This window comes from Mesorhizobium sp. LSJC269B00, from assembly GCF_000502815.1.
Taxonomy (GTDB): domain Bacteria; phylum Pseudomonadota; class Alphaproteobacteria; order Rhizobiales; family Rhizobiaceae; genus Mesorhizobium.
In genome coordinates, this window is the sequence record NZ_AYVN01000007.1 from 36335 (window position 1) to 63010 (window position 26676).

A 26676-nucleotide genomic window follows, 5' to 3' on the forward strand; every position below is an offset into this window, starting at 1 on the left:
AGAAGATGGCAACACGACCGATCAGCCCACAGGACCATGAGCGCATCGCCACCGCGATCCGCGCGGCCGAGGCCAAAACCGACGGCGAGATCTACTGCGTCGTTGCGCATGCCAGCGACGGCTATTTCTTTCCCGCCGCCTTCATGGCGACATCAGGCATGCTGATTGCCAGCCTCGCCGTCGCTTATGGGCTGGAAGCCTGGTGGCTGTCGATCCGGCTGCCGCATTTCGTCATTGTCCAACTGCTGGCACTGGCCTCGGTGTTGGTGCTTTTGTGGGCGCTGCCGGGCTTGCGCATCCATCTGGTGCCGCGCCGGCAGCGTTATCAGGCGGCACATCACAATGCGCTCAGGCAGTTCCTCGCCCGCAATGTCCACCGCACCACGGCGCGCACCGGCGTGTTGGTCTTCGTGTCGATCGCCGAGCGTTATGCCGAAGTGGTCGCCGATTCGGGCATCGACAGCAAGGTCGGCCAGCATGTCTGGGACGGCGTGGTGCGCGATCTCCTGCAGCATGCCGGTGACGACCGGCTCGCCGACGGCTTCGTCAAGGCGATCGGGCAGGTCGGCGCGGTGCTGGCCGAGCATTTCCCGGTGACGTCGGGCGACGCCAATGAGCTGGACGATCATCTCGTCGAGATCTGAAGAGCCTGCACGCGCTACCCGGACGGACGCCTGACCGCGCCGGCTGGGCGCGTTTTCCAGGCAGGCTTTGCCCATTGTCAGCAGTGTCGCGATCGGCTGTGAGAAAGCGGTCGGCGGGCTGACCTCGAGTCTTGCAAATGGCCGATGCGGGTTTATGGTTAACAAATCATGAATACGCTGAGCATCGACATCAGGAAAGCCGAACCGCGCGACGCCGGCGCCATTGCCGACGTGCACCAGCTGGCCTGGGAGGGCGCCTATTCCGGCATCATCCCGCATCGCTCGCTGACCTCGATGATCAACCGCCGCGGCGCCGACTGGTGGGCCAACGCCATCCGCCGCGCCGCCACCGTTCTGGTGGTCGAGATCGGCGGCACCATCGCCGGCTATGCCACGATCGGCAAGAACCGCGCCCGCGAGCTGAAGCAACAGGGCGAAATCTACGAACTTTACCTGCGTCCGGAATATCAGGGCATCGGGCTCGGCAGCCGGCTGTTCAAGGCGGCGCGGGCGCGGCTTGCCGACCACGGGCTGAAGGGAATGGTGGTGTGGGCGCTGGAAGACAACCAGAACGCACTTTCCTTCTATGCCGGCGCGGGTGGCCGTGACGTCGCCGAAGGCGTCGAGATTTTCGAGCAGAGGGCGCTCAAGAAGGTCGCCTTCGTCTGGGAATGACCGGCCTCGGTTACAAATCATCATAAACCGTGCGCTTCCGTTAGCGCTTCGCACCAATCGCCGCATTGCACCATGCCGCGCCGCCCGCTATCGATCTTGGACATCGAGAGAGGGATTTAAGCCATGCGAATCGAAGCCATTGCCATCGGAAAGAACCCGCCCGAGGACATCAACGTCATCATCGAGGTGCCGATCGGCGGCGAGCCGATCAAGTACGAGATGGACAAGGAGGCCGGCACGCTGTTCGTCGACCGTTTCCTGCATACGTCGATGCGCTACCCCGGCAATTACGGTTTCGTGCCGCACACGCTGTCGGGCGACGGCGACCCGATCGACGTGCTGGTCTGCAACACGCGCGCGCTGGTGCCGGGCTGCGTCATCAATGTGCGGCCGATCGGCGTGCTGGTGATGGAAGACAATGCCGGCCAGGACGAGAAGGTCATTGCCGTGCCCTCGCCGAAGCTGACGCTGCGCTACGAAAACGTCACCGAATACACGCAGCTGCCCGAGATCACCCGCGACCAGGTCCAGCACTTCTTCGAGCACTACAAGGATCTCGAGCCCGGCAAATGGGTCAAGATCGAAGGCTGGCACGATTCGAAATACGCCAAGAAGATGATCGTCGACGCGATCGCACGGGCGAAGGCGGCGAAGTAGCGCCGAGAGAGGCCTGCGTCTCGTTCAAGTAAGCGGCAAACGCCAGCGCGAGGCACCCCCCTCTGGCCTGCCGGCCATCTCCCCCTCAAGGGGGGAGATCGGATGTCGCAACGGCTTTCGTCAATTTTCAGCGCCGAAAGAAAAGCGCCGCCAGCGAAGCTGCCAATCTCCCCCCTTGAGGGGGAGATGCCCGGCAGGGCAGAGGGGGGTGCCTTGCACCCACGTGGCTAGTTATCCACCCGACCAAACGCCGGCACGTTGCCGATGACGGTGTGCTTGTCCTTGCCACAGGCGAAACTCTTCGCCTTTTCGTCCGCCAGCTTGCGCGCCTGGTCGTTGGCCTGAGGGTTGCCGGTGGCGAGCACGAGGCCGATGGTGCAGCCGTCGCGGGCTTCCATCTGGGCGACCTTGGCGACGAGCAGCACTTCGGTCGGCTTGTTCTCATCCTCGGGATTGCTGATCGAGCGGCGGTGGATCACCGCGAAGGGAACGGCAACGTCGCCCTTGGTCTCGATGCGCCATTCGACCTTGGCGCCGGACGAGTTGAAGCCGGAAAAGCTCTCCCAGACCGAGGTCATCTCGCCGCCGGGCGGAAATCCGTAGAACAGCGATTCACGGGCGTCGTCATAGGCGATCAGCACGGGATAGCCACGATAGCCGGAGCAGGCGAGTTCGGCCCATTCGCCGTCGCCTTCCTGCGCCTGCGCATAGGTGACGCAGTCCTTTTGCGAGTCGAGGTCGGTGTAGACGCTTGATATGCCGTCGGCATGGGCGGTTTGGGATAGGGCGGCGAGGGCGAATGGAACAAGCAGCAGGGTTCGCATGCGGACGTCTCCCGTGAAGTTCGCCCCAGCCTATCGCCAAATCTGCGGCCGGCCTAGCGTGCCAATCTCAACGTTGGCGCCGCCCAAATCGCCCTGCCGGGCAATTCTCCCCCTGAACGGGAGAAAGTGGCCGGCTGCGCCGCTGGCGACAACCTTGCAACGCTGGCAATTGGCGAAATCGTGATGAGAGCGTTCCTCGCCCCATTTCCGGGAAAGGATGCCGGCAGGTGAGGGGCGGCGCCAACGTTCGAAATGTTATTTCTTCAAGCTCGCCTCGATCAGCAGGTCGGCGTTGTGGGCGACCGCCGCCGCCGGGCCTCCGAGGCCGAAGAGCTGGCCACTGATATAGGCGCCTTCGATCAACAGCAGCAGGCCGTCGCCGAGCGTGTCAGGGTCTTTAGCGCCCATCGCTGCGGCCATGGCGCGCAGGCGGTGGCGCAACTCCTGCTTGTTGGCCTCGCTGACGACACGCGCCGGATGGCCATGTTCGGGATATTCCACCGCCGCGTTGGTCATGCCGCAGCCGCGATAGTCCGGCCTTTGCGTGCGCTTGCCGACGCGAGTCAGAAAAGCCCTGAGCTGTGCCCGCGGGTCGCCGGGATGGGCAGCCACGGCTTCGTCGAAACGCTCCCAATACTCACGGTCATATTGCCTGAGATAGGAAGCGGCGAGCTCGTCCTTGGAGGGAAAGCTGCGGTAGAGGCTGGGCTTGGTGACGCCGGCGCGCTTGACGATTTCGTCGACGCCGATCGCCCGGATGCCGCGGCGGTAGAACAGGTCGTAGGCCACGTCGAGGATTTTCTTGGCAGCCTTGGGCGGTGCGGCTGCATGACCGTCCTTGATGGTCAGTTCATTATTTTTGTCCGTTGGCATGGTATGACTCGATTGACGTGTTACCGATCGGTACGTATACATGTCCTCACCCTGCAACGTACCGGTCAGTAACATGATAGCTCAATCCCGTCCCTTTGGCCAGCGCTACGCTTTCGTCGTGGTTGGCGTCATCTTCCTTTGCCTGTTGATCGCGGCCGGGCTTCGTTCCGCACCCTCGGTGATGATGCTGCCGTTGGATAAAAGCTTCGGCTGGGGGCGCGATACGGTTTCGATTGCCGCTGCGATCGGCATCTTCCTTTACGGCCTGACCGGGCCGTTTGCCGCCGCATTGATGGAGCGTATCGGCTTGCGCCGCACGCTGCTTGCCTCGCTTGTGATCATGTCGGGCTCGACCGCGCTCAGCCTGCTGATGACCGAGCCCTGGCACCTGTTCCTCACCTGGGGCGTGTTTTCCGGCATCGGCTCCGGCGCGGTCGCCACCGTGCTCGGCGCCACCATCGTCAACCGCTGGTTCAAGACCAATCGCGGCTTGGTGATGGGGCTTATGTCGGCCTCCAGCGCCACCGGCCTGTTGGTGTTCCTGCCGCTGCTGGCATCGCTCGCCCAGTCGGGCGGCTGGCAGCCCGTCGCTACCGCCGTCTCGATCGCCACCGCCTGTCTTCTGCCGCTGGTCTGGCTGTTGGTTCCGGAGCGTCCCGCTTCGATCGGCATGGTGCGCTATGGCGCCGGGGCGGATGACGTGCCGCCGGTGTCGCCGGCATCGCAAGGCAATTTCCTGGCGCATACGCTGAACACGCTACGCCGCGCCGCCGGCACCCGCGTCTTCTGGTATCTGTTCGCCACCTTCTTCATCTGCGGCTTCACCACCAACGGGCTGGTCGGCACGCATCTGATCTCCTTCTGCGGCGACATGGGCATCCCCGAGGTACGGGCCGCGGGCCTGCTGTCACTGATGGGGATTTTCGACCTGATCGGCACGACTTTGTCGGGCTGGCTCACCGACCGTTTCGACCCGCGCAAGCTGCTCGGCGTCTACTACGGCATTCGCGGCCTGGCGCTGATCTATCTGCCCTATTCCGGCTTCTCGGCGACCAGCCTGATCATCTTCGCCGTGCTCTACGGTCTCGACTGGATCGCCACCGTGCCGCCGACGCTCAGGCTCGCCAACGAGGCCTTCGGCGACCGCAGCGGCCCGATCGTGTTCGGCTGGATCGTAGCCGGCCACCAGGTGGGCGCCGCCACCGCCGCCGCCTTCGGCGGCACCATGCGCGAACTGCAGGGCAATTACGAGCTGGCTTTCCTGATCGCCGGCATGACGGCGATCGTGGCTGCGTGTCTGTCGCTGCTGATCAATACGAGCAGGCCGGCTTTCGATCCGGAGCCGCAAGCGGCGTAAGGCGCGGTACTAATCACCCCCTGGTGACGCTCGATCCGGTGCGGTCGGCGTAAGCCTATGGGTCGGTGCGAAGGATCGCTACGCCTGGAATGGGCAGCCGTCAGTCCGGGTAGCAAACCGTCGGAATCGTCGGCCACACCGCGCTGTCGCAGCCTGCAACCCGCTGCCTCTGCTTGAAAGAGGCGCTGACCGGGCCGGTGACCACGGGGTCGACGCCATCAGGGGCGTCGGCAAACATCTGCTCGGCCGTCCGGTCGGGCGACGAAGCCGGATTGGCTTCCTTCACCGTGGCGGCCGATTGAGCGGCATTGGCCGCCAGCACGGCAGCGAATGCGACCGAAGCGATGAGGGGCCAAAATCGGTTGAGTTTGTCGGTCATGAATTTCGAACTACCCGGGCCCAGAAAGGTTCCCGCCTTGGTTAACAAAACCATCTCACACCGAGATGCTTAAGATTTGATGAGTATTTGGTGGTGCGCCTCCTCTTTCGCAATTGCGAAAAACCCTGTATGAGCCGCGCAACCGAAAGAGGCGGCGCCTTCTGGCCTGCTGCCTGCAACGCTCCCGAGACCACAAAATGAAAATTCGTAATATCGCGATCATCGCGCACGTCGACCATGGAAAAACCACCCTCGTCGACCAATTGCTGCGGCAATCCGGTTCCTTCCGCGACAATCAGCGCGTCGCCGAGCGCGCCATGGATTCCAACGACCTCGAAAAGGAACGCGGCATCACCATCCTGGCCAAGGCGACCTCGGTCGACTGGAAGGACACCCGCATCAACATCGTCGACACGCCCGGCCACGCCGATTTCGGCGGTGAGGTCGAGCGCATCCTGTCGATGGTGGATTCGGCGATCGTGCTGGTCGACGCCGCCGAAGGCCCCATGCCGCAGACCAAGTTCGTCGTCGGCAAGGCGCTCAAGGTCGGCCTGAAGCCGATCGTCGTCATCAACAAGATCGACCGTCCGGACGCCCGCCACGTCGAAGTGGTCAACGAGGTGTTCGACCTGTTTGCAGCGCTTGACGCCACCGACGAGCAGCTCGACTTCCCGATCCTCTACGGTTCTGGCCGCGATGGCTGGGTCTCGGAAAATCCGGAAGGCCCGAAGGACCAGGGCCTGGCGCCGCTGTTCGACCTCGTCATCAAGCATGTGCCGGAGCCGACCGTTCATCCCGGCCCGTTCCGCATGATCGGCACCATCCTGGAAGCCAATCCATTCCTCGGCCGCATCATTACCGGCCGTATCGAGAGCGGCACGCTGAAGTCCAACCAGGCGGTCAAGGTGCTCCACCATGACGGCACCCAGATCGAAACCGGCCGCATCTCCAAGATCCTCGCTTTCCGTGGCCTCGAGCGCCAGCCGATCGAAGAGGCGCAGGCGGGTGACATCGTCGCCATTGCCGGCCTGTCCAAAGGCACCGTCGCCGACACGTTCTGCGACCTGGCGGTGACCGAGGCGTTGCATGCGCAACCGATCGATCCGCCGACCGTGACCATGTCTTTCCTGGTCAATGATTCGCCGCTCGCCGGCACTGAAGGCGACAAGGTGACCAGCCGCGTCATCCGCGACCGCCTGCTGCGAGAAGCCGAAGGCAATGTCGCGCTCAAGATCGAGGAATCGCCCGACAAGGATTCGTTCTTCGTTTCCGGCCGCGGCGAATTGCAGCTGGCCGTGCTGATCGAGACGATGCGCCGCGAAGGCTTTGAAATCGCCGTGTCGCGTCCGCGCGTCGTCATGCAGAAGGGCGAGAACGGTGAATTGCTGGAGCCGGTCGAGGAAGTCGTCATCGACGTCGACGAGGAGCACGCCGGCATCGTCGTGCAGAAGATGTCGGAGCGCAAGGCCGAGATGGTCGAGCTGCGGCCTTCGGGCGGCAACCGTCAGCGCATCGTCTTCCACGCGCCGACGCGCGGACTGATCGGCTACCAGTCGGAACTGTTGACCGACACGCGCGGCACCGCCGTGATGAACCGGCTGTTCCACGCCTACCAGCCCTACAAGGGCGAACTGCCGGGCCGCACCAACGGCGTGCTGATCTCCAACGAACAGGGCGAGGCAGTGGCCTATGCCATGTGGAACCTCGAAGACCGCGGCCCGATGGTCATCGACCCGGGCGTCAAGGTCTATCAGGGCATGATCATCGGCATCCATAGCCGTGACAACGACCTCGAAGTGAACGTGCTGAAGGGCAAGAAGCTGACCAACATCCGCGCCGCCGGCAAGGACGAGGCGGTGAAGCTGACGCCGCCGATCCGCATGACGCTGGAGCGCGCGCTGGCCTGGATCCAGGACGACGAGCTGGTCGAGGTGACGCCGAAGACCATCCGCCTGCGCAAGCTCTATCTCGACCCGAACGAGCGCAAGCGCTTCGAGAAGTCGGCCAAAGTGGTCGGCGCGGCGTAACGGTTTTTGTTTTGGCGAGATGGGGACGACCCAACCCATCGTCTCGCCGAATGGGACAGGCTTCCCACTGGGAGCAGCCTGGCGCCCAGCCAGCCCAGCGGTGTCTCTTCAAAGGACCACAGCGGAAGCTCATAGTGTCATGATATTCTCGTTCCTCTCACTCCTCCGCACGGTATGCTAGCTGTGGGTGGAGGCGAGGAAACGGGTGTGCGAAATGCCGTTCGGGATTTCGTGCGGAGTCTTATGCAAGACGACACGCGGCGAAGGCTCGCAGCCCACAAAAAGCTTGTTGGATTTGGCAACGCGGCACTGCCGGCGATCGAGTATGAGCTGGCAAAGATCGATCTGGGTAAGGTTTCCCATCGCGAAGTTTCAACGGTTGTGGCGGGCCTCGCTACTGCCCTGCACGATATTAACGAAGATGCATCTCGACGATATATTTCGGATTCGCTTGCAGGACCGATAACTCCCCTTATGCGCGCTGCGCTCCGCAGCATCGTTCGCTTTGCGATGGACGACTGGCTGCGGTCTTCAGTTGGCGACATCACTGTTCTGGAGCATGGCAAGCTCGACAGTGGTTTGGAGGCGGCGCGGCACATTGGCCACTGGCTTGCAAATGTACCTGCAGCCGATCTGATTGGCATTTCGCGAATCTATATAATCCCGGAAATCCCCGAACCCGAGTTCGCCGGCACTTACCTCCAGACAGTATCGGTCATCGAGATTGTCTGGCGACGCCCATCCAAACATTGGATTGGCAACGCATTTCGCAGATTCATGATCGAGAAAACGCTCTATCACGAAATAGGCCACCATGCGCTGCAGCATGTCGAAATGGGACAAGACCCCGATCAGGAAAAGCAGGCAGACCGCTACGCATGGAAAATGATGCGCAGGGCACATCCCAATCTATGGATGCTTACTTTTCCTCTGCGGTTCCTTGGCGCGTCTGAACGACGGAAAAATGCCAAGGAGTTGGAAGCCGTATAGGATGCGTTTCGAAAGGTCGGCCAAGGTGGTCGGTGCAGCTTAAGGGCGCGCAATGAGCGACAAACTGGTCACGGCTGCGGTATTCGACAATCGGCCCGAGGCCGCGGTCTGCATATCGATGCTTCAAGCCTACGGGATTTATGCATTTTCGGCGCATCTCGATACGAGCGGGCAAAGCCTGACCCATGTGCAGGTCGCCGACAGCGATCTCGAAGCGGCCAAGGGTTTGATCGCTTCGACCTCTGAAGAGAGCGATTAACCCCTGGCCGCAGCGGCTCATCCTCCGGCCGCCGAGATGATGACTGCGCGATCCGCTTCGCCGGCTAGGTCGATGCGGATGGTCGTCCCCTCGCGAGCCGGCTTGCGCAAAGCCTTGGCTCCCTCCGGAAAGACGGTCAACACCAGCTTCTCCTCCAGTGCCTGAAGCCGCGACCGCGAGATGCCGAGTTCGCCGGCGAGCAGACGGTCGAGCCGCAGCGATGTCGGCATTTCCAGCCCAAGCCTGATTTCAAGCGCGGCTGCGGGTCGGCCTTCGCCGCCGAGCCGGTGTTTGTGAACGGCGACATCGGGAAACTCCTCGACGCGGCCGACCCGGTTTCGCAACGCCACGACATCGAAGGCATGGCGGCGGGCGAGGGCCGGATCGTTGCTTTCGAGCGCTGCCAGCAGCGCGGGTTCGATGTCGCGGCGGTTGCAGCGTTCGAAAATGCCGCAATTCCACGAATTGTCGCAGTCGATGCAGCGATAGATCAGCCACACGTCGATTCGCTTGCCATTGGCGTTGACGCGGAATTTGTCGCTGCAGCGATAGGCTTTCACGGCGCCGCAGCGGTTGCAGTGGATCAGAGGTCGAGGCGCGATTTCGGGCGTGATTGCCCAGTGGATAGCGAGATGTTGGGACAAGCCGGAAGACCTTCCAGTGTGGAAGTTCTTCAGGTCGGCAATGGCGAGATGCCCATGCGGGCACGGCGTGGCGAGAGCTAGCTATGTCGGAAATCAGCTGTCACGGGCGGCAAAGCGCGCGAGACAACGGTTCAGCAGTGCCAAACCGGTCTCGAACCGCCGCCTGAGGAACACGTGAAATGGAGCAGGCACCGCTTAATGCGGCGCCCTGCCAAGCGTGATCAGGGGAGTTGGCGAGACCGGCGGTTACTGAGGCAAAATGAAGCTCGAAATGAATGTCGGGACGGTTCTTCTAGCGGCAAGATGCCGAGCGGGCAAGGTTCATAGGGTGTCTCGCCCTGCTCAGGCGAAGGCGATCTGTACCTTCATCGATTTGTTGCGGTCGCCGGCGATCTCGAAAGCCGCAACCGCCTCGTCCATCGGATAGATGCCGGTCAGCAGCGGCTTAACGTCGACGCGACGGTTGTTGATCAGATCGACGGCCAGCGCGAACTCGTCGTGGAAACGGAAGGAGCCGCGCATTTCGATCTCCTTGGCGACGATGAGATTCTGAGGCAGCGACATGTCGCCGCCTAGGCCGAGCTGCACGAGCACCCCGCGCGGCTTCAGCACATCGAGCCCGGCTCGCACCGCGCGCTCATTGCCGGAGCATTCGAACATGACGTCGAAACTGCCCTTCTCGACATTGTAGCCAGCGAGCTTGTCGGCATCTGTGGCGACATTGATGGTGCGGTCGGCGCCGATCTCGTTGGCCTTGGCCAGAACCGCGTCCATGACATCGGTGACGACGATCTCACGCGCGCCGTGGACACGTGCGGCAAGGATGCTGAGCGCACCGATCGGCCCGCAGCCGGTGACCAAGACCCGCTTGCCGAGCAGCGAGCCGGCGCGGTTGACGGCATGCAGCGTTACCGCGAACGGCTCGGCAAAGGCGGCTTCGTTGATGGAGACATGGTCGGCGATCTTGTGGCACTGCCAAGCCTCGGCGACGAGGCGCTGGCGGAAGGCGCCCTGTATGTGCGGCATCGGCATGGCGCTGCCGTAGAATCGCATGTCGAGGCATTGGTTCTGCACGCCCTGCAGGCAGTAGCGGCACGCATTGCAGGGCCGGCTGGGCGAAATCGCGACGCGGTCGCCGACCACGAGGCTGGAGACGCCGGCGCCAAGCGCCTTCACCGTGCCGGCGACCTCATGTCCGAGGATCATCGGCTCGCGCAGGCGCACCACGCCGAAGCCGCCATGGTTGTAGTAGTGCAGGTCCGAGCCGCAGATGCCGCCGGCCTCGACCGATATTTCGACCTGTCCGGCGCCAGGCGCGCCCGAATCGGTCTCTTCGATGCGCAGGTCTTTTGCGGCGTGGATGACGATTGATTTCACGGCCGCGATCCTTTCTCAAACCGCTGGCACGGGCAAGTCCGATCTCCGAAATGTGTCGCGTTCGTTGGCCCATCAGGCAGAGGGGTGCCAAATTGACGCCGACCGGATATCATTTGCCATCCAACGAAGGCTCCGCCATGCACCTCACCTCGCTGCTGATCTTCGCCGCCGCTCTCTTCGTTGCCGCCGGCTCGCCCGGCCCATCGATCGCCGCACTGGTTGCCCGCGTCATCTCGAAGGGCTTTCGTGACGTGTTTCCGTTCCTGCTCGCCATGTGGATCGGCGAGGCCATCTGGCTGTCGCTGGCGGTGTTCGGGCTGGCGGTCGTGGCGCAGACCTTCCATTTCGCCTTCGTCGTCGTGAAATGGATCGGCGTCGCTTACCTCGCCTACCTCGCCTTCAAGATGTGGACCGCACCTGTCGACGCAAAAGAAGGCGAGATGCCGCGCGAGGATTCGCCGGCAAAACTGTTCTTTGCCGGCATGGCGGTGACGCTCGGCAATCCCAAGATCATGATGTTCTATCTGGCGCTGCTGCCGACGATCATCGACCTCGCTTCGGTGAGTGTCATCGGCTGGGTCGAACTGACGGCGACGATGGCGGTGGTTCTGATCGCCATCGATCTCGCCTGGGTCGTCGCGGCCTCACAGGCGCGCAAACTGCTGAAGAGCAAGCGCGCCATGAAGATCGCCAACCGCATCAGCGCCACGACGATGGCCGGCGCTGCCGGGGCCATCGCGGCGCGTTGACCTCTCCTGCGAGGAGAAGGAAACTTTCACCTCGCCATGGCGTGGTATTCGTCGTTCGGCCGCATGTCGATGGCCGCCGCCACGCGGTTCGACATGTTGAAGAAGGCGGCGGTCGAGGCGATGTCCCAGATGTCGCGGTTGGTGAAGCCGGCGTTGCGCAGTGCTGCCCTGTCCGCCTCGACGATCTTTGCCGGCTCTTCCGTCAGCTTGACGGCGAATTCGAGCATCGCCGTCTGCTTCGGTGAAAGATCGGCGGCGCGGAAATTCATCACCATCATCTCGCCGAAGGACGGGTCGCCGGAGAGCTGGCGCACCGCCGCGCCATGCGCCGTCAGGCAATAATAGCAATGGTTGATCGATGAGACGACGACCGCGATCATCTCCCGTTCCAGCTTCGACAGGCCGGATTCACCCAGCATCAGATCATTGTATGTGTCGGTGAAGGCGCGCAGCTTCTTCTCGTCGAAGGCATAGGCAAGAAGCACGTTGGGAACCAGGCCGAGCTTTTCCTCGCATTTGGCGAAATAGGCTTTTGTCGCCTCGCTCAGTTCCGCGATACCGAGGTCAAGTGCGCTGATTTTGCCGGACATGGGGTCTCCCTCCTGGTTCACCGCCGCCTGACCGTCGAATTCCTGTAATTCTTATCGAGCCGTCAAACCTTTGTCGCCAAACAGCGGTCATCTGCTACCATAGTCGTAAAAGCATGTGACGGGAGGACAACATGGCGAGCGTGAAATCCGCAGCTAAGCCGAAGAAAACAGCCACTGCCGGGGTGAAACCCGACGGGAAGCCGGCCAGGCTCGCCGACTATCTGCTGGCCCGCGCGCCGGCCGAAGACATTGCCGCCTATGACGCCGCCGACCTGGAGCGCGCCGCCGACCTGGCAGGACGTGCGGTCGCCGCCCACAAGAAGGGCCAAAGTGTCGTCGCCGTCGATGCCGGGTCGGGCGTCTCCCGCGAGGGCCGCCCGATGACGATCATCACCGTCGTCAACGACAACATGCCGTTCCTGTTCGATTCGATCCTCGGCGAGATCACAGAAACTGCCGGCGAACCGACTTTGGTCACCCATCCGGTCATCGTCGTGCGTCACGGCAAGGCCGGCGTCGACGAGATCCTCGGCGACGGCAGCGCCCTCAAGGACGATGGCAATCACGACCGCCTGAGCGTCGTCCATGTCCATATTCCGCGCCTGACGGCGGAGCAGGCCGACGCGCTGGCCGACCGCCTGCGCAAGATGCTCAACCAGGTGCGCGCCGCCGTCAGCGACTGGAAGCCGATGCTCGCCCGTCTCGACCAGGCGATTTCCGAATTCCGCTATTCCGCCGTGCCGCTCGACAAGAAGAGCGTTGCCGAGGCCATCGCCTTCCTTGAATGGCTGCGCGACGACAATTTCACTTTCCTTGGCATGCGCGAGTTCAAATATTCCGGCGGCGCGGAGAGCGGCAATCTGGAGCGCGCCGACAAACCCGGTCTCGGCATCCTCGCCGACCCGGATGTGCTGGTGCTCCGGCGCGGCACCGAGGCGGTGACGACGACGCCCGAAATCCGCGCCTTCCTGCATGGGCCGGAGCCGCTGATCGTCACCAAGGCCAACGCCAAGTCGCTGGTGCACCGCCGCATTTATCTCGATTATATCGGCGTCAAAACCTACACCGCCAAGGGCACGCTTGCCGGCGAGTTGCGCATGGTCGGCCTGTTCACCTCGACTGCCTACACGCGCTCGGTGATGAAAATCCCGTATCTGAGGTCAAAGGCCGAGACCATCATCGCCAAGTCCGGCTTCGACCGGCACGACCATTCCGGCAAGGCACTGATCAACGTTCTGGAGAGCTATCCGCGCGACGAACTGTTCCAGGTGCCGGTGCCGATCCTGAAGAAGCACGCCGCGGCCATTCTCGGCCTGGTCGAGCGGCCGCGGGTGCGGGCGCTGGTGCGCGCCGACCAGTTCGACCGCTTCGTCTCGATCCTCGTCTTCGTGCCGCGCGACCGCTATGACAGCGTTGTGCGCGAGAAGATCGGCGCCTATCTCAAGACCGTCTTCGAGGGCCGTTTGTCGGCTTATTATCCGGCGTTTCCGGAGGGCGGGCTGGCGCGTGTGCATTTCATCATCGGCCGCTCGGGCGGCAAGACGCCGAAGGTCGAGCAGGCGGCGATCGAAGCGGCGATCCGCGATATCGTGCGAACCTGGGACGACGCGCTGGCCGAAGCCGCGGAAGCCGTCGGCGGCGATCCATCGCTGAAGGCGATCGCCGCGCGTCTGCCTGAGAGCTATCGCGATTCCTTCAGCGCGGCCATCGCGCTGAAGGATGCGGGGCGCATCGCCGGCATCAGCACCGCCAACCCGATCGCCATCGACTATTACCGCCATGCCGAACAGAAACCCCATCAGGCAGCGCTGAAGATCTACCACCACGGCAGCCCGGTAGCGCTGTCGCGTCGCGTGCCGGTGCTGGAAAACATCGGCTTCCGCGTCATCAGCGAGCGCACCTTCGAGGTTGGCGAGGACGGCGGCGACACCGTCTTCGTCCACGACATGGAGCTGGAGAACAGCTACGGCAAGCCGATCGACCTCAGCGATGGCGGCGCGCTGTTCGAGGACGCGTTCCTGTCGGTCTGGCGCGGCGACATCGACAATGACAGCTATAACGGGCTTGCCCAGACCGCCGGCCTGTGGTCGGGCGAAGTCAGCATTCTGCGCGCCTATGGCCGCTACCTGCAGCAAGCCGGTATCCCGCAGAGCCAGGATTTCATCGCGGCCGCGCTCAACCGCTATCCCGACATTGCGCGCGGCCTGCATGCACTGTTCGTCGCTCGTCTCGGCCCGACCGCCGAGACGGAAGGCGTCGTCGCCGCCAAGCACCTCAAGGCCAAGATCAAGGACGCGCTGGAGGAAGTCCCCAACATTGATGACGACACCATCATCCGCCGCTATCTCAACCTGATCGAAGCCTCGTTGCGCACCAATCATTTCGTTGCGGGAACGAAGGCGCGGGGCCAGTCACTGGCGATCAAGCTGGACTCGCAAGCGGTCGAAGGCCTGCCGGCGCCGCGGCCGTGGCGCGAGATCTTCGTCTACGGTTCCGAGGTCGAAGGCGTGCATCTGCGCTTCGGCCCGGTTGCGCGCGGCGGCCTGCGCTGGTCGGACCGCGCCCAGGATTACCGCACCGAGGTGCTCGGCCTGGTCAAGGCGCAGCAGGTCAAGAACGCCGTCATCGTGCCGGTCGGCGCCAAGGGCGGCTTCTATCCGAAGAAGCTGCCGATGAGCGCCGGCCGCGACGCCATCTTCGAGGCCGGCACCTCGGCCTACAAGAATTTCGTTTCCAGCCTGCTGTCGATCACCGACAATATCGGCCTCGATGGCGTCATACCCCCAGCCGGTGTCGTCAGGCGCGATCCTGACGACCCCTATTTCGTCGTCGCCGCCGACAAGGGCACGGCAACCTTCTCCGACACCGCCAATGCCATTTCGGAGAAACACGGTTTCTGGCTCGACGATGCCTTCGCCAGCGGCGGCTCGGCCGGTTACGACCACAAGAAGATGGGCATCACCGCCAAAGGCGCTTGGGAAGCGGTCAAGCGGCATTTCCGCGAGATCAACCGCGACATCCAGACCACCCCCTTCACCGTCGTCGGCGTCGGCGACATGTCGGGAGACGTGTTCGGCAACGGCATGCTCTTGTCGCCGCAGACCAGGCTGATCGCCGCCTTCGACCATCGCGACATCTTCATCGATCCCGATCCAGACAGAGTGGCGTCGATGGCGGAGCGCGAGCGCATGTTCGCGCTGCCGCGTTCGTCCTGGCAGGACTATGACAAGACCAAGCTGTCGGAAGGCGGCGTCATCGTCTCGCGCAGCCAGAAGTCGATCACGCTGCCTGCGGCAGCGGCCGCGGCGATTGGTCTCGCCAAGACCACGGCGACACCGGCCGAGATCATGACCGCCATCCTCAAGGCGAATGTCGATCTGTTGTGGTTCGGCGGCATCGGCACGTATTTACGGGCCTCGGGCGAAACCAATGCCGAAGTCGGCGACCGCGCCAATGACGCCATCCGCATCACCGCGCTCGATGTCCGGGCCAAAGTGATCGGCGAGGGCGCCAATCTCGGCGTCACGCAGCGCGCCCGCATCGAATTCGGCATGAATGGCGGCCGCTGCAACTCCGACGCCATCGACAATTCGGGCGGCGTCAACTGCTCCGACGTCGAGGTCAACATCAAGATCGCGCTGGCGTCCGCCATGCGCAAGGGGTCGCTGACCCGGCCGGCGCGCAACAAGCTGCTGGCCGAGATGACCGACGAGGTCGCCGGCCTCGTGCTGTCCAACAATTACGAACAGACGCTGGCGCTCTCCATCGCCCGCAAGCGCGGCCTTGCCGACATCGCGCACCAGAGCCGGTTCATGGCGGCGCTGGAGGCTCGGGGCCTGCTCGACCGCGCTGTCGAGACGCTGCCGTCGCCGGCCGCCCTTGCCGAGCGCGAGGCGCGTGGCGAGCCGCTGACCCGGGCGGAGCTTGGCGTGCTGCTCGCCTATGCCAAGATCGTGCTGTTTTCCGACATCGTCGCCAGCGACGTGCCGGACGACGCGCATTTCGACCGCGACCTGATGGGCTATTTCCCCGATCGGATGGCGAAGAAATACGCGGCCGAGATCCATGGCCACCGGCTGCGCCGCGAAATCATCGCCCGCGTCGTCGCCAACGATCTCGTCAATCGCGGCGGACCGTCATTCGTCAACCGGCTGCAGGAAGCCACGGGGCGCAGCGCGGCCGACGTGGTGCGCACCTTCGCCGTGGTGCGCGACGGCTTCGCCCTGCCGGCGCTCTATCGGGAGATCGATGCGCTGGACAGCCACATCGACGGCCAGGCGCAGCTCGATCTCTACCAGTCCGTCAGCCGGCTTATCTTCGTGACCAGCGGCTGGTACCTGAAGAACGATGCCGGCACCGCAGCGCTCGGCCAGCGCATTGCCGAACTGCAAGAGGCGCGCATGGCGCTGGAGCCGAAGCTGCTCTCGCTGCTACCGGCCTTCTCGCGCGAGCGGGTCGAGGAGCGGCGGCACGGCCTCTTCAAGGCCGGCGCCCCGGAAAAGCTCGCCGGGCAGCTGGCAATGGCCGATGTGGCGGGACTGATCCCCGACATCGCACTGACGGCGCGGACGGCCAATGCCGACGTCGTCGCCTCGGCCAAGGCGTTCTTCGCCGTCAGCGATGCCTTCCGCATTCCGCGCGTCGAAGAGGCGGCGCGTTCAATCACGCCGTCGGACTATTACGACCAGCTGGCGCTGTCGCGCGCCACCGACACGATCGGCGCGGCGCGGCGCGGCATTGCGGTGGCGGCTCTCGCCGGCCATGCCGGGACGGCGGATCCTGTGGCGGCCTGGCTGGAAGCCGGCGGCGAGCGCGTGGCGCGCATTCGCGAGCGGCTGCAGGCGCTGACCGAAGGCGGGGATATCACCGTGTCCAGGCTGTCGGTGGCTTCGGGGCTGATGAGCGATCTGACGGGGATGTGAGGCTCGGGACTTTACCCTCCCCCTTGTGGGGAGGGTCGCTGCGAAGCAGCGGGGTGGGGGTGCGGCACCGACCCCCACCCGGACCTTCGGTCCGACCTCCCCACAAGGGGGAGGTAGGGGCGCGGCGCCTTTCTTCGCGTCTCTATGCAGGTAGACAGCGGCGACATCCAGGTGAGGGGCAGCGCGAATCTTTGGCGGTTTGCATGAGCATTCGAAACATGCAGACATGGCGTCCGACGAGCGCGGTGTCCCGGGGGAATCATGATGGCGGCGGTAGAAACAGTGCAGCGGGCATCCGGGCGCGGCATCTGGGGATGGATGTTCTTCGACTGGGCGGCGCAGCCGTTTTTCACCGTTGTCACCACCTTCATCTTCGGGCCTTATTTCGTCTCGCGCATGGCGAGCGATCCGGTCTCAGGCCAGGCGGCCTGGGGCTACGGCATCGCTGTTGCGGGCCTGGTCATTGCCGTGCTGTCTCCCATCCTCGGCTCGATTGCCGACCAGACCGGGCCGCGCAAGCCGTGGATTGCGTTCTTCGCCTCGATCAAGATCATCAGCCTTTGCCTGCTATGGTTCGCCGCTCCCGGCTCGAACCTTTTCCTGGTGGTGCTGTTCTTTTCTCTCGCTTCGGTCGCGGCGGAATTCTCGACCGTGTTCAACGATTCGATGATGCCGCGCCTGGTGCCGAAGAGCGAGATCGGCCACGTCTCCAACATTGCCTGGGGACTTGGTTATCTCGGCGGCATGATCGCGCTGATCTTTGTCGTCGCCTGTCTGGCGGGTTCGCCGGAGACCGGCAAGACGATCATCGGCATCGACCCGCTCTTTGGGCTCGACCCGAAACTCGGCGAGGACGCGCGCGCCACCGGGCCGCTGTCGGCCGGCTGGTATTTCCTGTTCATCCTGCCGATGTTCTTCTTCACGCCAGACGCCATCAAAGGCATTCCGATCGGGCCGGCGGTGCGCGAGGGGCTGTCGGAACTGAAGTCGACGCTGACTGAAGTGCGCCGGCGCAAAGGCATCTTCCGCTTCCTTGTCGCCCGCATGATTTATCAGGACGGCGTCAATGCGCTGCTCGCTTTGGGCGGCACATTTGCGGCAGCGATGTTCCACTGGTCGATCACCGAGATCGGCATGTTCGGCATTATCCTCAACGTCGTCTCCATCGTCGGCTGCCTGGTTGCCGCATGGCTAGACACCGCGCTTGGCTCCAAGACCATCGTGATGATTTCGCTCGTCCTGCTCAGCATCGCCACCATCGGCATCGTTTCCACCGGGCCAGGCTACACGCTGTTCGGCGCCTGGATGATGCCGGGAGCCGATAGTGGCGGCCTGTTCGGCACGGCGGCGGAAAAGGCCTACATTTTCTATGGCCTGTTGATCGGGCTGGCGTTCGGACCGGTGCAGGCGTCGTCACGCTCCTACATGGCGCGCAGCGTGACCGCGGCCGAATCCGGCCGCTATTTCGGCATCTATGCGCTGGCCGGAAGGGCGACGAGTTTCCTGGCGCCGTTCATGGTGGCGTCGATCACGCTCGCCAGCGGCTCGGCGCGGCTCGGCATGGCGGCCATCGTGCTGTTCCTGGGCGTTGGGATCGCGATATTGATCAAGACGCCGTATCCGGCGGATCAGCCGGTGGAATAGCGCCGCACTTTTCCTTCTCCCCTTGTGGGAGAAGGCAGAGGCGCTCAATGCCTGAAATGCCTCACGCCGGTAAACACCATGGCGATGCCATGCGCGTCGGCAGCGGCGATAACGTCGTCGTCGCGCATCGAGCCGCCGGGCTGGATCACCGCCGTGGCGCCGGCTTCGATGGCTGAGATCAGCCCGTCGGCGAAAGGGAAGAAAGCGTCGGAGGCGACCACCGAGCCCTTGGTCAACGGCTCCGCGAGACCAGCTGCTTCCGCCGCGTCGAGGGCCTTGCGGGCGGCGATGCGCGAGGAATCGACGCGGCTCATCTGGCCGGCGCCGATGCCGACGGTAGCGCCGTCTTTTGCATAGACGATGGCGTTCGACTTGACGTGCTTGGCGATGCGGAAAGCGAATTTGAGGTCGGCCATCTCGGCCGCCGTCGGTGCGCGCCTGGTCACCACCTTGAGCTCGAGATCGTCGACTACCGCATTGTCGCGGCCCTGGACGAGCATGCCGCCGGCGACGGATTTCACAGTGATGCCGCCGGCGTGCGGATCGGGCAGACCGCCGGTGACCAGCAGGCGCAAATTCTTTTTGGCGGCGATGATGCGGACAGCGTCCTCCGACGCGTCCGGCGCGATGATCACCTCGGTGAAGGTTTTTACGATCTCCTGCGCCGCTTCCGCATCGAGGATGCGGTTCATGGCGACGATACCGCCAAAGGCCGAAACCGGGTCGCAGGCCAGCGCTCTCGCATAGGCAGCAGCCAGCGAAGCGTCCTCGGCGACGCCGCACGGGTTGGCGTGCTTGATGATGGCAACGGCGGCGCAGCGGTTGGGGTCGAACTCGCCCACCAGCTCGAAGGCGGCATCGGTGTCGTTGATGTTGTTGTAGGACAGCTGCTTGCCCTGCAACTGGCGAGCCGTGGCGACCCCCGGCCGCTTATCGCCATTGACATAGAAGCCGGCGCTCTGATGCGGGTTCTCGCCATAGCGCATGACACTTTCCAGCCTGCCCCCGAAGGCGCGCCAGGTCGGATGCTCGATCTCCAGCGTTTCGGCGAACCAGCCGGAGATCGCCGCATCGTAGCTGGCGGTGCGGGCAAAGGCCTTTGCCGCCAGCTTCTGGCGGAAATCCAGCGACAGCGAGCCGATGTTCATCTCCAGCGCGTTCAGCACCGAGGCATAATCGCCGGGATCGGTGACGATGGCGACATAGGCATGGTTCTTGGCCGAGGCGCGGATCATCGCCGGGCCGCCAATGTCGATGTTCTCGACAACAGCGGCATAGTCGGCGCCGGAGCGGCGGACCTCCTCGAACGGGTAGAGATTGGAGACGAGCAGATCGATCGGCTCGATACCGTGATCGTGCATCGCCTTGGCGTGTTCGGGATCGTCGCGCACGCCGAGCAGCGCGCCGTGCACCGACGGGTGCAGCGTCTTGACGCGGCCGTCCATGATCTCGGGAAAGCCGGTCAGTTCCGAGACGTCACGCACCGCCAGCCCCGCCTCGGCGATCGCCTTTGCCGTGCCTCCGGTCGAGACCAGCTCGACGCCGGCCGCGACCAGCCCTTTGGCGAAGTCGATCAGGCCGGTCTTGTCGAAGACGGAAAGCAGGGCGCGGCGGACCGGAAGGAGGTCGGGTGCCGGAATGTTCTTGGCGGCGACGGCCATGGACTGGCGGCCTTTCAGGGCTGATTAGAGAGCGTTGCCGGGCCGTAGCACATGACATCAGGAAATCAAGCCGGAAGCTCGATCAAGCCGGCGCCGGCAACGACGCTCAGCTGTGCTCGGGATAGCCGGCGATGCCGGTGCGCGTGAGCTGCCAATGCACTTCGGCGATCTCCGAGGCCTTGAAGGCGAGCACGATCTGGCGGCTGCGGCGCGGGCCGCCAAGGCCGGCGAAATAGATCGATTCCTCGACCTCCGGCACCACTTCGGTGCAGGTGAACACCCAGGTGTCGGCCTGGTCGGCGGTCAGCACCAGGCGGTCATGCTCGTCCTGCAAAAGGTTGATATCAGGGTGGATGTGGAAGCGCACCACGACGAAGTCGCGGCCATTGTTGCGGATCGCCGCACCGCCCGGGCGGAGGAAGCGATCCCTGCCGGCGAGCACATTGCCCTCGCTCGACAGTTTCAGCTCGCGCTCATGCAGGAAGCCAAAGCGCTGCATATAGCCGTCATGGCGGGCGATGAAGCCTTGCGTGCCCTTCTGGTCGATGCGCTTGCAAGGCACATGCTGCGGGCCGCCGAGCAAGGGTGAGCCGAGCAGGTCGTTGACGCGCAGCGAATGGGAAAACCGCGCCGACGAAGTGTCGTTGATGGTGGCGGTCGAATGCGCCGCGGTGGCACGGGCCAGCGGCCGGAACTCGGCGGCGCCATAGGTGTCGATGCCGGCATTGACGATATAATGCTGGCGGCCGGACGAGAGTTCGAAGGCCAGGCACCCGGCATGCGCGGCGTTGGACACATCGACGGCCGGCGACGGGCCGGTATCGGCAATCACCGTAACGCCGCCCATACACAGCCGCTCATAGCCGGAATGCGGCGCGTGCAGCAGCGGCGCGCCGGCGGTGTCGTCGTGGCGCAAGATGGTGGCAATGCGGTCGTGGATGGTCGCGCCCATGCCGTTGAAGCGGGCCAGGCTGCCATCCTGATGGCGGAAGAAACGGAGCGCCGGCAGCATGCGGTCGATGGCGCCCATCAGGGCTGCCGGTGGCGTTTCGGCCTGATTGGCATAGGTCTGACGCAGCGGCAGGAGATCGGCGAGCAGTTCGAGCACCGCCATCGGGTTGCGCGAAATATGGCCGCCATCGGGAAGGATCTGGCGGTCGAGTTCTTCCGCCAGGTTGCGGGTGGCGCCGCGCAGTGCGGAGGCCGGCGCCGGCAGCGACAGCGCGGCGAAGGCAAGCGCGATGCGAGCGCGCAGCCTGTCCTTGCCGTCCGGCATTTCGCGCGCCATCGAGCGGAGATAGCGGATCTGCACGGCGAGCGATTTCAGGAAGGCGCGATAGAACGGAAATTCGGCCCCTTGTAGGACAACCGACGAGTGTTGCAACCAGGCAATGACGCGCTTGGCGGTGGTGCCGGGCTCCCAGGCTATGCCGGAAATCTGGTTGCCATGCATGGCGACCCAGTCGGAGACAAGCGCGCGTGCATTGGCGGCGGCCAGCTCGGTGCCGGCGGCGCGCATATGGCGCAGCCAACGAAAGCCGTGCAGCGTCTTCACCCAGCCGCGATTGGCGACATCGATCTGGAATGGCGATTTGCCGCCGGTCTCGACGAGGTGTCCCGACAGCGGATAGCGGCCATAGTAGATCTCGAGCGCGATCTGCGGATCGGCGAGCCTGAGGTCGGGCGGTGCAATCAGGACGCGTTCGGGCGTGCGCCCGGAATAGCGCCAGCGATAGACTGGCCCTGCGCGAAGGCGCCGGCGCGTCTTGCGCCAAAACTCCTTAGCGACAAGCGTCCACAGACGTGTCGTGCTGCCGGCAGCCAGTGCCAAAACCCCTCCTCGTCGCCTGGAGATAGAGCATGCTGTCGCCCGAAAACCGCGTCACACTTTTCGGCATCATGTTCCGGTACCCCAGCGAAGCTTATATGATTCAAGAACTTGTGCGAAGTCGAATTCCGCCGACGTGAAGCGCCTCACGCTGCCGGCCACCGACCCGCCCCGAAAAAAGTCAAGCGCTTCGCGGGTTTATGCCCGGCAATCCGGCACTCACTTGCGGTTGTGGCGAGACCGAAATTCGCTGGGCGAACAGTTTTCCCGGTCGCGAAACAGACGGGAGAAATAGAAGGCGTCGTGGATGCCGACGGCGGCCGCAATGGACTCGATGGGCGAATCGGAGGCGGCCAGCATCTGTTTGGCGCGGTCGAGCCTCGTGCGCAGTTGGAAGGCCTTGGGCGACATGCCGGCTGCCCGCGCAAATCTGCGCCGCAAGGTTGCCGGCGACATCGAGAATTTCGCGGCGAAGGCATCGAGATCGACCGGGTCGCACGCGCAGCGGCGCAATTCGTCGATGATGGGCTGCATGTCGGCATGCTGGAAGCCGGGATTTCGTTGACGGTTGTTCCAATCCATTGCCTGGCGGGCAGCACGCACGACGATGCGATGCATCGTGGCGGCGGCTTCTGCCTGGCTCAGCATCGTATCGAGCGACAGCTCACCATGCAGCCTGTCGAACAGCCGCTGCATTTTGCCGAGGTCGCGCAAGGGGACGACAGGGGCGTCCTCGGCGATCAGCCGCAGCCGGGTGAAATCGCGTATCAAGGCGCCGTCGAAGAGCGCCCAGCGTTCGAGCCATCCCGATGCATCCGGCCCGTAGGAATGCATCCTCCCGGGAAACAGCCAGAACAGGGCCGGCGCTCGGATCGTCTGCATGCCGGCTGTCCTGGTTTCAAGCCAGCCTTGACCATCCTCAATCAGCACCACGGCGAATTCCGGCAATTTGCGCGCTTGGATCGCCTGCGTGACGCGATGCCGACCAATCCCTGTAACCGACAGGCCGCCGGCCGCGGCCGGTGCGGATCTGTAGAGCGCGTAAGGGTGATCGTTCATGAGCGAAAAGTCCATGGCTTCGTTCCGTCCATGGGCGAGCGTGCGAACAGTATGCCATTTCCAGCTAAGGATGGAAAATCGCAGGTGGCTGAAATGTCAAGCTCAACAGGTGGCACGCAACGACGGATTCCTGTTGCGTCAATCGATCTGAACGCCAACGGCAAGACATTATCGATGGCGCCGAACCGGTTGGGTCATCTCGTGCCAACCGACGCCGGGGTCGGCATCGATGCCATTCGCGGCCTCCTTGCCGAGCAAGGCTATGTCTGGCTGAAAAGTATGCTGCCGCGCCGCGACGTCATCGATTTTCGCGGCTGGGTGTTTTCGTATCTGGCCGACACCGGCTTGCTGCAGCCCGGGTCCGATCCCGCGCTTGGCCTAGCGGCGGCCGCCGGCACGTTCGACCGTCAGCTCGCCGATCGCCGGTTGATGGCGCTGGTTCGCTCCACCGCCTATGAAGGGTTCTGCGCACAGCCCCTGATGGCCCGGCTGATGGATGCGTTCGTCGGCGGGCTGTCCTATTTGCACAAGCGCAAGATCATGCGTTTCACCCAACCGGGCACCACTGTGGCGACGCCGGCGCATTACGACCTCGTTTATCTGCGCGGCGGCACCAGCCGCATCGTCACGGCCTGGATCCCGATCGGCGACGTTCCCGTCGACATGGGCGGCCTGGTCTATCTCGAGGGATCGCACGCCATCGGCCTCGACATGGAGGCCCGGTTCGCCAGGGAAAATGCCGGGCTGAGCCCGCAGGAGCGCATCAGCGCCTACAACAGGAACATGAGCGAGGGCGGCTGGGTGTCGAAGGACCTGCCCGACATGGCGGAGCGGTTCGATACACGCTGGCTGATCGCGGACTTCGAGGCCGGCGATGTCGTCCTCCACTCGCCCTATATGATCCACGCCTCGACGACCAACCAGAGTGCGGAGGGGCGTATCCGGCTCTCCACCGATATCCGCTACCAGAATGTCGATGATGAGATCGATGCAAGGTGGGGGAAGCACTGGAGTCTGAACGACATGCTTTAGGCATGTCGTCGCGTCGGAGTCAGGCCAGACGTCGCATGCGGGCGGCGAAGAAGCCGTCCAGGCCGGAAACCCCTGGCGAACCAAGGTCAAGATCGGCGGGTGTGGTGCGCAGCGTGCCTTGCGGGGTCAGGAAGGCGTCGATGCCAGCGATTTCGCCGGGCTGCAGCGGATCGTCGGCGACGGTCTTGTTGCCGGCCAGAAAGGCGCGATACAGATCCTCGCCTTCGATCGGGTCCAGCGAACAGTTGGAAAAAACAATCCGGCCGCCCGGTTTGACCAAAGTGACGGCGCGGGCGAGCAGCTTTGCTTGCAGATCGGCTAGCTTTTCGACGTCGGCTACCGTCTTGGTCCATGGCACGTCCGGGTGGCGCCGAACCGTGCCGGTGGAAGAGCAGGGCGCGTCGAGCAGGACGGCGTCGAAAAGCTCCGCCGGCTGGTATTTCAGCAGATCGGCCTGCACGATCTCGGCGGACAGCCCAAGCCGTTCGAGGTTCTGCGTCAGCCGCGCCAGCCGGTTCTTCGAGGTGTCCAAGGCGGTGACTTTGGCGCCGGCAAGGATAAGCTGAGCGGTCTTGCCGCCGGGGGCGGCGCAGAGGTCGGCGACGCGTAATCCTTTGACATCGCCGAACAGCCGCGCCGGAAAACTGGCGGCGGCGTCCTGGACCCACCATGCGCCTTCGCTGAAGCCCGGCAGTTCGGTGACGGAGGCGCTGAGCTTTTCCACTCGCACCGTGCCGGTCGGCAGCACGATGCCGCCGAACTTTTCGGCCCACAATTCGGGATCGGCCTTGACCGTGAAATCGACCGGCGCCTCAACGCGATGCGCCGCCAGGATCTGTCTGGTCATCTCGGCGCCATAGGCGGCCTTCAGCCGGTCGGAGAACCATTTTGGCGCCTCGTCGGTGGCGGCAAGAGCTGCCGGCAGTTCGGTCTCCTTGGCGCGCACCAAAGTGCGCAGCACGCCATTAACGAGGCCGGAAAAGCGCTGCGTGCGTGGGTCCGACTTGGCGTGGGTCACAGCCAAATCGACGGCGGCGCTGTCGGGGATGTCGAGGAACAGGATCTGCGCCGCCGCAACATGCAGGATGTGCGACAAAGCTGTGGCGTTGGGTGGCAGCGGCTTTTCAAGGCGGCGGGCGAGGAGCCCGGCAATGGTCATGCGGTAGCGCAGCGCGGTCACCAGTATGGCGCGCACCAGGCCGCGGTCGCGCAGGTCGAGCACCTTGTATTGCGGATGGCCGTTCTCGTGGTCCGTCAGCCCGTCGAGCGGCGTCTTGGCGTCGATAACGGCGGCCAGCAGCCGCGCCGCTGCCTTGCGCGCGGCGAGGCCGGCGACGAATTCGTCCGAGCTGTTTTCGCGATCGCCTGAATGTGCGGGCCGGGATCTGGCGCCGCTCACGACCACGGACCTTTGGGTCCGGTCGGATTGCGGCCCCACGGATTGGCTTTCGGCTTGGCCGGTCTGGTCGGCGGAGTGGGGCGTGCTGCCTTGCCCCACGGGCCTTGCACGGCATCGGCCGGGAATTCTTCTGTTTGCCCGGGCGTCGGCGCTTGGCGCGGCGCCGGCTGGCGGCCTGCCATGTCGCGCGCCATCGCCTGCAGCGCGGCGATGCGGTTGTCGGTATTCGGGTGGGTCGAAAACAGGCTGTCCATGCGCTCGCCGTGAAGGGGATTGATGATGAAGAGATGCGCGGTCGCGGGATTGCGTTCGGCATCCTGGTTGCGGATGCGTTCGGCGCCGCGGGCGATCTTGTCAAGCGCCGATGCCAGCCAAAGCGGATTTCCAACGATTTCGGCGCCGCGCCGGTCGGCCTCGTATTCGCGCGTGCGGCTGACCGCCATCTGCACGATCATGGCGGCGAAGGGTGCGACCAGCATCGCCACCAGCACGCCGACAAAGCCGAACGGGTTGTTGTTGTCGCGGCTGCCGCCGAAGAAGAAGGCGAAATTGCCGAGCATCGAGATGGCGCCGGCGAGTGTCGCGACAATGGTCATGGTCAGCGTGTCTCGATGCTGGATGTGGGCCAGCTCATGCGCCATGACTGCCGCCACCTCCTCATGCGACAGGCGCTCCAGCAGCCCGGTCGAGGCCGCGACCGCGGCGTTCTCGGGATTGCGGCCGGTGGCGAAGGCGTTCGGCTGCGGATTGTCGATCAGATAAGTCTTGGGCATCGGCAGGCCGGCCTGCTTGGCCAACGCCTCGACGATGGCGTGGAATTCGGGCGCGTTCTTCGCGTTGACCTCGACGGCGCGGTTCATCGACAGCACCATCTTGTCGGCATTCCAGTAGCTGAACAGATTGGTGCCCGCGGCGACCAGGAAGGCGATCATCATGCCGCCGGTGCCGCCGATCAGAAAGCCGACGCCCATGAACAGCGCCGTCATCGCGGCCAGAAGCATGGTGGTGCGTAGCGTGCTCATCATCTGCTCCCTGTGCGGCCGTGGCAAAAAAAGGTCGATCGGGGTGAACTCATGGCTATATGAT

At 64.0% G+C, this 26676-nt stretch carries 22 protein-coding genes; 11 read left to right on the plus strand and 11 right to left on the minus strand.

Annotated features, from left to right (window positions below; all coding sequences use genetic code 11):
- Positions 1–5 precede the first annotated feature (5 nt).
- From X771_RS146630 to ppa, 3 genes are all read left to right on the plus strand, one after another.
- The gene (locus tag X771_RS146630; RefSeq protein ID WP_023668621.1) at positions 6–644 is read left to right on the plus strand and encodes a TPM domain-containing protein; all 639 of its coding nucleotides are present in this window, start codon (positions 6–8) and stop codon (positions 642–644) included.
- A 168-nt stretch (positions 645–812) separates the two neighbouring features.
- A complete protein-coding gene (locus X771_RS146625; protein ID WP_023688843.1) occupies positions 813–1319 on the plus strand; it encodes a GNAT family N-acetyltransferase in 507 nt (168 codons plus the stop codon).
- Between the two features lie 123 nt (positions 1320–1442).
- Positions 1443–1976: an inorganic diphosphatase gene (gene ppa, locus X771_RS146620; RefSeq protein ID WP_023668623.1), complete on the plus strand. Its 534-nt coding sequence runs from the start codon at positions 1443–1445 to the stop codon at positions 1974–1976.
- A gap of 227 nt (positions 1977–2203) precedes the next feature.
- Here the strand turns inward: ppa and X771_RS146615 are convergent, their stop codons facing one another.
- Both X771_RS146615 and X771_RS146610 read right to left on the minus strand, forming a co-directional pair.
- A complete protein-coding gene (locus X771_RS146615) occupies positions 2204–2800 on the minus strand; it encodes a hypothetical protein (protein WP_023688844.1) in 597 nt (198 codons plus the stop codon).
- 255 nt (positions 2801–3055) lie between these two features.
- Positions 3056–3673: a TetR/AcrR family transcriptional regulator gene (locus tag X771_RS146610; RefSeq protein ID WP_023688845.1), complete on the minus strand. Its 618-nt coding sequence runs from the start codon at positions 3671–3673 to the stop codon at positions 3056–3058.
- Between the two features lie 73 nt (positions 3674–3746).
- Between X771_RS146610 and X771_RS146605 the strand changes: the two genes are divergently transcribed.
- Positions 3747–5030: an MFS transporter gene (locus tag X771_RS146605; RefSeq protein ID WP_031202809.1), complete on the plus strand. Its 1284-nt coding sequence runs from the start codon at positions 3747–3749 to the stop codon at positions 5028–5030.
- Between the two features lie 100 nt (positions 5031–5130).
- Here X771_RS146605 and X771_RS146600 read toward each other — a convergent pair whose 3' ends face one another.
- Positions 5131–5463, minus strand: coding sequence for a hypothetical protein (locus X771_RS146600; protein ID WP_023688847.1), 333 nt, complete (start codon positions 5461–5463; stop codon positions 5131–5133).
- Positions 5464–5606: 143 nt separating this feature from the next.
- On the opposite strand from X771_RS146600, the gene typA reads away from it, so the two are divergent.
- From typA to X771_RS146580, 3 genes are all read left to right on the plus strand, one after another.
- Positions 5607–7436 (plus strand): translational GTPase TypA, encoded by a 1830-nt coding sequence (typA, locus tag X771_RS146595; protein WP_023681424.1) that lies wholly within the window; start codon positions 5607–5609, stop codon positions 7434–7436.
- 243 nt (positions 7437–7679) lie between these two features.
- Complete coding sequence (locus X771_RS146585) at positions 7680–8426, plus strand: hypothetical protein (RefSeq protein ID WP_023704967.1); 747 nt, start codon at positions 7680–7682, stop codon at positions 8424–8426.
- A 52-nt stretch (positions 8427–8478) separates the two neighbouring features.
- Positions 8479–8685, plus strand: a complete 207-nt coding sequence (locus X771_RS146580) for a hypothetical protein (RefSeq protein WP_023688850.1) — start codon at positions 8479–8481, stop codon at positions 8683–8685.
- 17 nt (positions 8686–8702) lie between these two features.
- On the opposite strand, the gene X771_RS146575 is transcribed toward X771_RS146580, so the two are convergent.
- Together X771_RS146575 and X771_RS146570 are read right to left on the minus strand one after the other, a co-directional pair.
- Positions 8703–9329 carry a DUF1062 domain-containing protein gene (locus X771_RS146575; protein ID WP_023688851.1) on the minus strand — a complete coding sequence of 209 codons (627 nt, stop codon included), beginning with the start codon at positions 9327–9329 and terminating at the stop codon, positions 8703–8705.
- A gap of 342 nt (positions 9330–9671) precedes the next feature.
- A complete protein-coding gene (locus tag X771_RS146570; protein ID WP_023688852.1) occupies positions 9672–10706 on the minus strand; it encodes an L-idonate 5-dehydrogenase in 1035 nt (344 codons plus the stop codon).
- A 137-nt stretch (positions 10707–10843) separates the two neighbouring features.
- On the opposite strand from X771_RS146570, the gene X771_RS146565 reads away from it, so the two are divergent.
- On the plus strand, positions 10844–11455 hold the full coding sequence (locus X771_RS146565) for a LysE family translocator (RefSeq protein ID WP_023688853.1): 612 nt from the start codon (positions 10844–10846) through the stop codon (positions 11453–11455).
- 26 nt (positions 11456–11481) lie between these two features.
- Here X771_RS146565 and X771_RS146560 read toward each other — a convergent pair whose 3' ends face one another.
- Positions 11482–12045: a peroxidase-related enzyme gene (locus X771_RS146560; protein ID WP_023688854.1), complete on the minus strand. Its 564-nt coding sequence runs from the start codon at positions 12043–12045 to the stop codon at positions 11482–11484.
- 131 nt (positions 12046–12176) lie between these two features.
- Between X771_RS146560 and X771_RS146555 the strand changes: the two genes are divergently transcribed.
- Both X771_RS146555 and X771_RS146550 read left to right on the plus strand, forming a co-directional pair.
- Entirely contained in the window at positions 12177–16967 is a 4791-nt protein-coding gene (locus tag X771_RS146555; RefSeq protein WP_023688855.1) for an NAD-glutamate dehydrogenase, read from the plus strand.
- 261 nt (positions 16968–17228) lie between these two features.
- Entirely contained in the window at positions 17229–18611 is a 1383-nt protein-coding gene (locus X771_RS146550) for an MFS transporter (RefSeq protein ID WP_031202810.1), read from the plus strand.
- 44 nt (positions 18612–18655) lie between these two features.
- Here the strand turns inward: X771_RS146550 and purH are convergent, their stop codons facing one another.
- The 3 genes from purH to X771_RS146535 all read right to left on the minus strand — a co-directional run bounded on the left by purH (position 18656) and on the right by X771_RS146535 (position 23159).
- On the minus strand, positions 18656–20272 hold the full coding sequence (purH, locus tag X771_RS146545) for a bifunctional phosphoribosylaminoimidazolecarboxamide formyltransferase/IMP cyclohydrolase (protein ID WP_023688857.1): 1617 nt from the start codon (positions 20270–20272) through the stop codon (positions 18656–18658).
- 106 nt (positions 20273–20378) lie between these two features.
- Entirely contained in the window at positions 20379–22103 is a 1725-nt protein-coding gene (locus X771_RS146540; protein WP_023688858.1) for a heparinase II/III family protein, read from the minus strand.
- Positions 22104–22319: 216 nt separating this feature from the next.
- Entirely contained in the window at positions 22320–23159 is an 840-nt protein-coding gene (locus X771_RS146535) for an AraC family transcriptional regulator (protein WP_023688859.1), read from the minus strand.
- 93 nt (positions 23160–23252) lie between these two features.
- Between X771_RS146535 and X771_RS146530 the strand changes: the two genes are divergently transcribed.
- Positions 23253–24191: a phytanoyl-CoA dioxygenase family protein gene (locus tag X771_RS146530; RefSeq protein ID WP_023668640.1), complete on the plus strand. Its 939-nt coding sequence runs from the start codon at positions 23253–23255 to the stop codon at positions 24189–24191.
- A gap of 19 nt (positions 24192–24210) precedes the next feature.
- On the opposite strand, the gene X771_RS146525 is transcribed toward X771_RS146530, so the two are convergent.
- Both X771_RS146525 and htpX read right to left on the minus strand, forming a co-directional pair.
- A complete protein-coding gene (locus X771_RS146525; protein WP_023688860.1) occupies positions 24211–25596 on the minus strand; it encodes an RsmB/NOP family class I SAM-dependent RNA methyltransferase in 1386 nt (461 codons plus the stop codon).
- Positions 25587–26612, minus strand: coding sequence for a zinc metalloprotease HtpX (gene htpX, locus X771_RS146520; RefSeq protein WP_023688861.1), 1026 nt, complete (start codon positions 26610–26612; stop codon positions 25587–25589). Before htpX ends, X771_RS146525 begins: the two co-directional genes overlap by 10 nt.
- Between the last annotated feature and the right edge of the window lie 64 nt (positions 26613–26676).